Origin of the sequence: Tibeticola sp. (assembly GCF_022759015.1) — a bacterium.
GTDB lineage: Bacteria > Pseudomonadota > Gammaproteobacteria > Burkholderiales > Burkholderiaceae_C > Tibeticola > Tibeticola sediminis.
The window spans coordinates 1-8,794 of sequence record NZ_JAEMQB010000148.1 but is presented as its reverse complement, the minus strand read 5'-3'; the positions used below and the strand labels follow the sequence as shown (position 1 = coordinate 8,794).

Genomic DNA, 8,794 nt, shown 5'->3' with positions numbered 1-8,794 from the left:
CGTCATGTTGGGCTGCCGACTGTCACTCAATGAACAAAAAAGGGCGGGGCTTCTTGCAAGCCCCGCCCTCGTGAGATGCGCCAGGCCCCAGAAAGTTCACGCCACGTTCCACGGGCGTGAAGCTTAGGGCAACGCTAAACCAGTCCCTCGCGTGCCGCGCATCCCGGCAGCGGGCGGGCACGCAGCATCGCGAGAACTGATTCGGCGTCGCCTTAGGCCCGCAATATTAACGGCTGCTGATATAACCCTTCACACCGAACCTTTAAGCCACGCGGGAACGACTCCCGGGATGGCTGGCGCGGCGCGCACGCGGATGAATCCGCGCGGCCTCAATGCAAGCCGGCGATGTAGTCCGCCACGGCTTTCATTTCGCGGTCGTTCATCTTGGCCGCAACGCCGGTCATCTGCGCCGAGTTGGTCCGCACGCCGTCGCGGAAGGCCTGCAATTGGGACACCGAATAATCGGCATGCTGGCCGGCCAGACGCGGGTACTGAACCGGAATGCCCGAGCCGTTGGGGCTGTGGCAGCCGGCACAGGCGGCAATCTGGCGGTCGGCGATGCCGCCGCGATAGATGCGCTCACCGATGAGCAGCGTGTCTTTGTTCTTGGCGGCTCCAGGCTGCGCCTTCTGGCTGGCGAGCCAATAGGCAATGTTGCGCATGTCGTCCTCACTCAGCGAGGCGACCATGCCGCTCATGATGGCATTGGCACGCTTGCCCGATTTGAACTCCACCAGTTGTTTGTAGAGGTACTGCGGATGCTGCCCCGCGAGCTTCGGATAGGCGGGCGTCGGCGCATTGCCATCGGCACCATGGCAGGCCGCGCACACGGCGGCATAGCTGGCCTGGCCCTTGGCCAGATCGGGCTTCGCGGGGGCTTTTTGCTCCGCAGCCCAAACCGGGGCGGCGAGCGCAGCGAACAGCAGGAGGGTGGTAATCGGCTTCATGGTGTGAGTTGGTATCGTGGAGCGCGAGCGGTCTTGATTCTACAATGCGGCCTTTACGTCCATAGGCGCCGGGGTTTGATCCGACGCAACGGTCGTGAACCTGCCGGCAGCGTCCAACGCGGCATTTTTTCCTCACGCCCATGAACACCGCCGCCGCCACCGATCCCTCACTTCCGACCCCTGCCACTGCCTTGGGCTGGCTCCATACCGCGCGTTTCCTCACCACCGCGCCGGAGCTGAAGTTCCTGCCGCCGCTCGAGGTGCCCGAGATCGCCTTCGTCGGCCGCTCCAACGCCGGCAAGTCGACCTGCATCAACACGCTCACGCAGCAGCGGCAGTTGGCCTACGCTTCGCGCAAGCCTGGGCGCACGCAGCACATCAACCTGTTCACGCTCGGCAAGCAAGGCGTGACCGACGCGGTACTCGCCGACCTGCCGGGCTACGGCTATGCCGCTGTGCCGCTGGCGGACAAGCGGCGCTGGCAGCAGGTGATGGCCAATTACCTCGTGAGCCGCGCCAACCTCACGGGCGTGGTGCTGCTGATCGACCCCAGGCTGGGCGTGACCGAACTCGACGAGGTGCTGCTCGAAGTCATCCGCCCTCGGGTCGAGGAAGGCTTGAAATTCATGTTGCTTCTGACCAAGGCCGACAAGCTCACGCGATCCGAGCAGGCGCGTGCGCTGTCGATTGCGCGACTGCAGGCCGGCGGCGGCGAGGCGAGACTCTTCTCCGCGCTCAAGCGCCAGGGCATCGACGAGCTGGCTCTGAGCCTGTGGAACTGGGCGCATCCGCAGCCCGCGGCTTGAAGCCGGGCGGACCAAGAAGCCGCTCGGGCGCCGCGATGGATCGAGGAGTGTTTGCGATGGTCGAGACCGAGCTTCGAACCCTGCCCCACGGCATCGAGCTGAGTTGCCGCAGCGCCGGTGCCGCGGGCCAACCGGTGCTGATGTTTTTGCACGGCTTTCCCGAGGCCGCCTTCGTTTGGGACGAGCTGCTGGTCGCATTTGCCGCACGGGGCTATCGCTGCATCGCGCCCAATCTGCGCGGCTATGCGGGCTCGAGCGCGCCGTCGGACGTCGCCGCCTACCGGGCCAAGCCCCTCGTCGCCGACCTCGCCGCGCTCGCACAGATCGAAAGCCCGAATGCGCCGCTGGCCGCGCTGATCGCTCACGACTGGGGCGGCGCGCTGGCCTGGAACTTCGCCAACCAGCACCCCGAGCGGCTCGAGCGCCTGGTGATCCTCAACGCCCCGCATCCGGGCAGCTTTCTGCGCGAGTTGCAGCACAACCCCGCGCAACAGGCGGCGAGTGCCTACATGAACTTCTTCTGCCGGCCCGACGCCGAAGCCCTGCTGGCGGCCGACGACTACGCGCGGCTTTGGCCCTTCTTTACCAACATGGGCGCCTGCGCCGACCCCGCAGCGCCCGATGGCCGGGGCTGGCTGAGCGAGGCGCTGCGTGAGCGCTACCGCGCCGTCTGGCGCCACGGCCTGACCGGGCCGCTCAACTATTACCGGGCCTCGCCGCTGCGCCCACCCAGCGCCGCCGACCCTGCCGCTGCGGCCGTCACGCTGCCGCCGGAGATGCTGCGCATCGACGTGCCCACCCTCGTGCTCTGGGGGCTCGCTGACACGGCGCTGCCGCCGGCGCTGCTCGACGGCCTCGAACACTGGGTGCCGCGACTCACCGTGCGCCGCCTGCCGCGGGCCTCCCACTGGCTGCTGCACGAGCAGCCCGAAGCCGTTCGCGCACACATCGACGACTTCCTCGCGCGGCCTTGATGCTCTGCTTTTAAGAGCAAGCAACGACGATTTTACGCCGGCGCCCCGGCAAAAACACTGAAACTTTCCAAAACGAAGGCTCAGTAAACCCCCGGCTCGCCCGGCGGTCGGGTCTTGAAGCGCTTGTGCACCCAGTAGTACTGCTCGGGCATGGTGCGGATCCAGCCCTCGAGTTCGCGGTTCATGCGCGTGGTGTCGGCCACCACGTCGTCGGTCGGGAAGTCTTGCCAGGGCGGCATCACCTGCACCGTGTAGCCGCTGGGCGTCATGCGGGTGACCACCGGCACCACCTGCGCGCGCGCCAGCCGCGCAAAGCGCGACAACGAGGGCACGGTGGCGGCGCTGACGCCAAAAAACGGCACGAAGATCGACTCTTCGGGGCCGAAATTCATATCGGGCAACAGATACAGCAGGCCACCTTTGCGCAGCGCCGAGACGAGCGACTTGACGCCGTCGCTGCGGTTGAAGAGCTGCACCTCGCCAAAGCGGCTGCGGCCCTGATGCAGCCAGGCATCGACGGCCGGGTTCGGCTGCGGCGTGTAGATGCTGAGCATGGGCCGCTGGAAGTTGAGCGTGAGCGCCATGCCGCCGGCGTCGAGCCCGTAGAAATGCGGCGCGAAGACCAGGGTCGGCTTCGGGTCGGCGAGCGCCTCGACCGCGCCCTCGAGCCGCACGCGCGCGCGCACCCGCTCGGCCGGCCCGTGCCACAGCCACGAGCGGTCCAGCCACGCCTGCGCAAAGCGCACGAACGTTTCGCGCGCCACCCGGCGGCGCTCGACCACCGGCCAGTGTGGAAAGCACAGCCGCAGGTTCACCATCACCACGCGCCGCCTGGGCACGGCCAGCACATACAGCACCTGCCCCAGCAGCCAGCCCAGCGCCCGCAGCCACGGCAGCGGAAGCGGCGCGATCAGGCGCATGAAGGCAATGCCCGGGTGGAAGCCCGCCGCGCGGCGCGTGGGCGCTGATGCGGGCTCTGGCGCCTTCGGTGCGGCCGCGTCGGGGGTGGGCTCAGGCGTCGTCATGGCGCAGTTCCTCACGCGGCGTCTTGTAGCGGGCGTAGGCCCACAGGTATTGCTCGGGGCAGCGGCGGATGAGGGTTTCCATCGCTGCGTTGATCTGCACGGCCGCCTGGGTGGCATCGTCGCTGAGGGGCGCGTTGAACGGCTCGACATGCACGACGTAGCCGGCCGCGCGCGGCAGCCGCTCGCCCCAGGCCAGCAGCAGCGCAGCGCCGCTTTGCCGCGCCAGACGCGCAGCCAGCGTCATGGTGTAGGCCGGTCGGCCGAAGAATGGCGCCCAGACGCCCAGGCCCTGCGGCGGCACCTGATCGGGCAGCAAACCGACCGCATGGCCCGCGCGCAGCGCCTTGAGCAACTGCTTGACGCCCGCGAGCGTGGCCGGGGCGGCAGCCAGCCCCTCGCGCGCGCGTGAGCGTGCCACCACCTCGCGCAGCGCCGCTTTGCGTGCGGGCCGAAACAGCACCGTGATCGGCCCATGGACGGGCGCAAAGCGCGCAGCATAGGCCTGCGCCGTCACCTCGAAGCAACCCAGGTGCGGCGTGAGAAACAACAGCCCGCGGCCGGCGGCCAGCACCGCCTCGATATGTTCGGCGCCGTCCCAGCGTACCGGCACCGGGCGGCCAAACCATAGCCGCGGCAACTCAGCCACCATGCGCCCGGCGTGGGCCACCGCCGCGCGCACCTGAGCGAAGCGGTAGCCCGCCTGCGCCGCATGGTCGAGAAAACGACGCCGGTAGGTGGGCGAAGCCAGGAACACCAGCCAGCCCAAAGCCGCGCCCAGCGCATGCAGGGCACCGAGCGGCCAGCGCGACAACAACAGGAACAAGGAGGTCATTCGGGAGGAATAAAATGGCGTTCGTCGCTGAGTTAAATGAGCAACTTGCAGGGCGACGTAAAAAAACTCTGCTAAAGCGTTCGCCGAAGCTCCCGAGCCGACGGCAGCGCAACCCGCCGTCCACAGCCCACCTCAGGAGTTTATTCAAATGGCGAACGACTTTCTCTTCACGTCCGAATCGGTCTCCGAAGGCCACCCCGACAAGGTGGCCGACCAGATCTCGGACGCCATCCTCGACGCCATCTTGCGCCAAGACCCGCGCTCGCGCGTGGCCGCCGAAACCTTGTGCAACACGGGCCTCGTGGTGCTGGCCGGCGAAATCACCACCAACGCGCAGGTGGACTACATCCAGACCGCGCGCGACACCTTGAAGCGCATCGGCTACGACAACACCGAATACGGCATCGACTACAAAGGCTGTGCCGTGCTCGTCGCCTACGACAAGCAGAGCAACGACATCGCCCAGGGCGTGGACCAGGCCAGCGACGACCACCTCAACACCGGCGCGGGCGACCAGGGCCTGATGTTCGGCTACGCCTGCGACGAGACGCCCGAGCTCATGCCCGCGCCGATCTACTACGCGCACCGCCTGGTCGAGCGTCAAGCACAGCTGCGCAAGGACGGGCGCCTGCCCTTCCTGCGCCCCGACGCCAAGAGCCAGGTGACGATGCGCTACGTGGACGGCCGGCCGCACAGCATCGACACGGTGGTGCTGTCCACGCAGCACAGCCCCGACCAGAGCGAAACCCAGACCCGGATGAAGCCGAGCTTCATCGAAGCGGTGATCGAAGAAATCATCAAGCCCGTGCTGCCCAAGGAGTGGCTGCAGGGCACGAAATACCTCATCAACCCCACCGGCCGCTTCGTCATCGGTGGCCCGCAGGGCGACTGCGGCCTGACCGGCCGCAAGATCATCGTCGACACCTACGGCGGCGCCTGTCCGCACGGCGGCGGCGCCTTCAGCGGCAAGGACCCGACCAAGGTCGACCGTTCGGCGGCTTATGCCGGGCGCTACGTGGCCAAGAACATCGTCGCCGCGGGCCTCGCGCGGCAGTGTCAGATCCAGGTCGCCTACGCGATCGGCGTCGCGCAGCCGATGAACATCACCGTCTACACCGAAGGCACGGGCGTGATCCCCGACGCGCGCATCGCCGAAATCGTGCGGGAAGTCTTCGACCTGCGTCCCAAGGGCATCATTCAGATGCTCGACCTGCAGCGCCCGATCTACGAAAAAACCGCGGCCTATGGCCACTTCGGCCGCGAAGAACCCGAATTCACCTGGGAGCGCACCGACAAAGCCCAGATACTGCGCGATCTCGCTGGGCTGTAAGGTCCAGCGTTCGTGCCGGCGAGCCCCGGGCTTTGGGGCGAAGTTCATGTCCGCGCAGCGGACGTGAACACAGACCACAAGGTCGCCGTGCTGCGCGACCTGGCCGGGGTCAAGTCTAGACTGCGCGGCATCCGTTCCCGCGCCGGCGCCCAGGGAGCCGGGTGCAGCGACGCCCTCAGACCCGTCAGAGACGCGGTGTCGGTGTGTCGACCTGAATTTTCAGGTCGTCGGTGGGCATCACGGCGCCGTGGTGCAAGCGGATGCGCAAGGACAGATCGGTGCGTGAGTCGGCCTGGCTCAGCGCCTCATCCAGGCTGATGCGCCCGCTCACGTAGAGTTGGTAGAGCGACTCGTCAAAGGTCTGCATGCCTTGGGGGACGCTCTGCGCCATGGCGTCTTTGAGCTTGTCGATTTCGCCTTTTTGGATCAGGTCCGCGACATAGGCCGTATGCAGCAACAACTCGACCGCGGGCACGCGCTTGCCGTCCGTGCCGCGCAGCAGCCGCTGTGAGACGACCGCACGGAGGTTGAGCGACAAATCGGTCAACACCTGCTGGCGCGCCGTTTCGGGGAAGAAGTTGACGATCCGGTCGATCGCTTGGTTGGCATTGTTCGCATGCAAGGTCGACAGACACAGGTGCCCGGTTTCAGCATAGGCAATCGCCTGTTGCATGGTTGCGCGGTCGCGGATCTCGCCGATCAGAATCACATCGGGCGCCTGACGCATCGCGTTTTTCAAGGCAGAGTCATAGTCGAGCGTGTCGAGCCCAATCTCGCGCTGGTCGACGATCGACTTCTTGTGCATGTGCAGGAACTCGATGGGGTCTTCGATGGTCAGGATGTGTCCGCTGCGGTTCTGATTGCGGTGGTCGATCATGGACGCCAAAGTCGTGGACTTGCCCGACCCCGTCGCCCCAACGACCAGCACGAGGCCACGCGGAATCAGGACGAGATCCTGAATGCGCGCGGGCAGATTCAGCGACGACAAAGGCGGCACCTGCATGGTGATGAAGCGGATGGCCATCGCCACGGTGCCGCGCTGGCGGTAGATGTTCACCCGAAAGCGCCCCACATCGGGCAGCCCGATGGCAAGGTTCATCTCGAGGCTTGCCTCGAAAGCCTTTTGCTGCCGGTCGTTCATGACCGAATACGCCAGATCGTGAACCTGCGCCGCACCCAGCGGGGGCTGTTCGAGGTAGTGCGTCTCGCCGTTGATCTTGATGGCGGGTGGCGCGCCGGCGCTCAAAAACACATCCGAAGCTTTTTGTTCGGCCATGAGGCCAAGTAGCGTGCCGATTTCCATCTGCCCTCCAGCGTGTGCGCGTTATCGGTTGCCCTCGTGCGGGGAACTGTGGGCGGATTCTGGCACGGTTGATCCCGCGAGCCCCGACCGGATCGCGCGCTGGAAAGGCAGCGCCGCCGGAGCGTCAGGCAGCAAGACCGTAGCGTTGCATCAAGGCCTCGCGGCGGGATGGGTCGAAGTTGATACGCTGCGGGTCGTGGCCGACCGCGGCGAGCAGCCGTGGGTCCATCACGCGGAACCACAGCCACGGGATGTAGGCGAGCACGAACATGCCGAAATAGCCGCTGGGCAACTGTGGCGCGCTTTCGAAGTGGCGTAAGGACTGATAGCGCCGACCGGGGTGCGCGTGGTGGTCCGAGTGGCGCTGCAGGTGGAACAGCGCCCAGTTGGAAAACACATGGTTGCTGTTCCAGGAATGTCGCGGCGCCGGACGCTCATAACGGCCGTCGGGGCCCCGCAGCCGCAGCAACCCGTAGTGTTCGATGTAGTTGGCCGACGTGAGTTGGAAGTTCGCCCAGGCCGACATGGCGACGATGAAGGGCAGCACGCCCCAACCCAGCCACGCCACCAGTGCCACCCACAGCGTGAGCGTCAGCAGCCCGGTTTGCAGGATTTCATTGCGCCAGGACCATGCCGGGTAGCCGTTGCGGCGCAGCCGGTCGGCCTCGAGCGCCCAGGCGCGCCGGGCCGCGCCGGGCATCTCGCGCCAGACGAACCGCCAGATCGACTCGCCCATACGCGAAGAGGCCGGGTCTTCGGGGGTGGCCACGTCGCGATGGTGGCCGCGGTTGTGTTCGATGGAAAAGTGCCCATAGCCCGTGGGCGCGAGCACCAGGCGCGCCAGCCAGCGCTCGAGCCGCGTCGTCTTGTGGCCCAGTTCATGCCCGAGGTTGATGCAAAAGCCGCCGATGGTGCCGCCGATCAAGACCATCGCCACCCAGCCGTGCCAGGGCAGCGCGTGACGCGCAACGAACCAGGCTTCGAACACGAAAGCCGCCCACAGCAGCGGCACCAGCGCCCAGGTGATGCGGCGGTAATACGGGTCGGCTTCGAGTTGTGGCACCGCCCACTCGGGCGGGTTGCTGCGGTCCGGGCCCAGCCAGGCGTCGATCAGGGGCACCAGCCCGTACAGCAGCAGCGCGGGCAGCCACAAGGTCCAGGCCTCCCCTATCTGCAACCAGACGAGCGGCCCCGCGGCGACGAGCAATGGCACGGCCAGCAACAGCAACCAGGCATAGCGCTTGCCGTCGCGCCAACGCAAGGGTGCAGGCGACGGTGCATCGAGCGCAGCATGGACAGACATTGCCCACCTCCAAGACAGCCCACCGGCTCAGTGTTGCCCTTGACCGTTCGCCACTCTGCGCCGAAGCCGCGGACGGTGTCAATTGGGTGCAAACCCGATCGGGCCGCTTTCCAATCGCGCACCCGTCTGCGTTTCGTCCTGCTACCCGCCTGGCTTGGCGTCCGAACGCTTGCGGCCCCGTGGCGAGCCGCCCCTTCTCGATCAGTTCAGCTCGGTCACGAAGGCGCTGCGCGGGCGGCGCACTTTTTCGAGCTTGACGAGCCAGTCCTTTTCT

General features: G+C 66.7%; 8 protein-coding genes. 3 read left to right on the top strand and 5 right to left on the bottom strand.

Annotated elements, in window-relative coordinates:
- Nucleotides 1–329: 329 nt before the first annotated feature.
- Complete coding sequence (locus tag JHC36_RS09370) at nt 330–947, bottom strand: c-type cytochrome (RefSeq protein WP_124220827.1); 618 nt, start codon at nt 945–947, stop codon at nt 330–332.
- A 140-nt stretch (nt 948–1,087) separates the two neighbouring features.
- Between JHC36_RS09370 and yihA the strand changes: the two genes are divergently transcribed.
- Both yihA and JHC36_RS09360 read left to right on the top strand, forming a co-directional pair.
- Entirely contained in the window at nt 1,088–1,753 is a 666-nt protein-coding gene (yihA, locus tag JHC36_RS09365; RefSeq protein ID WP_287918480.1) for a ribosome biogenesis GTP-binding protein YihA/YsxC, read from the top strand.
- 56 nt (nt 1,754–1,809) lie between these two features.
- Complete coding sequence (locus JHC36_RS09360; RefSeq protein ID WP_287918478.1) at nt 1,810–2,727, top strand: alpha/beta fold hydrolase; 918 nt, start codon at nt 1,810–1,812, stop codon at nt 2,725–2,727.
- Nucleotides 2,728–2,807: 80 nt separating this feature from the next.
- Here the strand turns inward: JHC36_RS09360 and JHC36_RS09355 are convergent, their stop codons facing one another.
- Together JHC36_RS09355 and JHC36_RS09350 are read right to left on the bottom strand one after the other, a co-directional pair.
- On the bottom strand, nt 2,808–3,752 hold the full coding sequence (locus JHC36_RS09355) for a lysophospholipid acyltransferase family protein (protein ID WP_124220834.1): 945 nt from the start codon (nt 3,750–3,752) through the stop codon (nt 2,808–2,810).
- Complete coding sequence (locus tag JHC36_RS09350; protein WP_287918475.1) at nt 3,739–4,584, bottom strand: lysophospholipid acyltransferase family protein; 846 nt, start codon at nt 4,582–4,584, stop codon at nt 3,739–3,741. Before JHC36_RS09350 ends, JHC36_RS09355 begins: the two co-directional genes overlap by 14 nt.
- 148 nt (nt 4,585–4,732) lie before the next feature.
- Between JHC36_RS09350 and metK the strand changes: the two genes are divergently transcribed.
- Nucleotides 4,733–5,914 carry a methionine adenosyltransferase gene (metK, locus tag JHC36_RS09345; protein WP_124220838.1) on the top strand — a complete coding sequence of 394 codons (1,182 nt, stop codon included), beginning with the start codon at nt 4,733–4,735 and terminating at the stop codon, nt 5,912–5,914.
- 184 nt (nt 5,915–6,098) lie between these two features.
- On the opposite strand, the gene JHC36_RS09340 is transcribed toward metK, so the two are convergent.
- Nucleotides 6,099–7,217, bottom strand: a complete 1,119-nt coding sequence (locus JHC36_RS09340) for a PilT/PilU family type 4a pilus ATPase (protein WP_124220840.1) — start codon at nt 7,215–7,217, stop codon at nt 6,099–6,101.
- A gap of 124 nt (nt 7,218–7,341) precedes the next feature.
- The gene (locus tag JHC36_RS09335) at nt 7,342–8,520 is read right to left on the bottom strand and encodes an alkane 1-monooxygenase (protein WP_287918471.1); all 1,179 of its coding nucleotides are present in this window, start codon (nt 8,518–8,520) and stop codon (nt 7,342–7,344) included.
- Nucleotides 8,521–8,794 lie beyond the last annotated feature (274 nt).

Coding starts and splice junctions, on each gene's coding strand:
- JHC36_RS09370 (WP_124220827.1), bottom strand. CDS start 947: ATGAAGCCGATTACCACCCTCCTGCTGTTCGCTGCGCTCGCCGCCCCG.
- yihA (WP_287918480.1), top strand. CDS start 1,088: ATGAACACCGCCGCCGCCACCGATCCCTCACTTCCGACCCCTGCCACT.
- JHC36_RS09360 (WP_287918478.1), top strand. CDS start 1,810: ATGGTCGAGACCGAGCTTCGAACCCTGCCCCACGGCATCGAGCTGAGT.
- JHC36_RS09355 (WP_124220834.1), bottom strand. CDS start 3,752: ATGACGACGCCTGAGCCCACCCCCGACGCGGCCGCACCGAAGGCGCCA.
- JHC36_RS09350 (WP_287918475.1), bottom strand. CDS start 4,584: ATGACCTCCTTGTTCCTGTTGTTGTCGCGCTGGCCGCTCGGTGCCCTG.
- metK (WP_124220838.1), top strand. CDS start 4,733: ATGGCGAACGACTTTCTCTTCACGTCCGAATCGGTCTCCGAAGGCCAC.
- JHC36_RS09340 (WP_124220840.1), bottom strand. CDS start 7,217: ATGGAAATCGGCACGCTACTTGGCCTCATGGCCGAACAAAAAGCTTCG.
- JHC36_RS09335 (WP_287918471.1), bottom strand. CDS start 8,520: ATGTCTGTCCATGCTGCGCTCGATGCACCGTCGCCTGCACCCTTGCGT.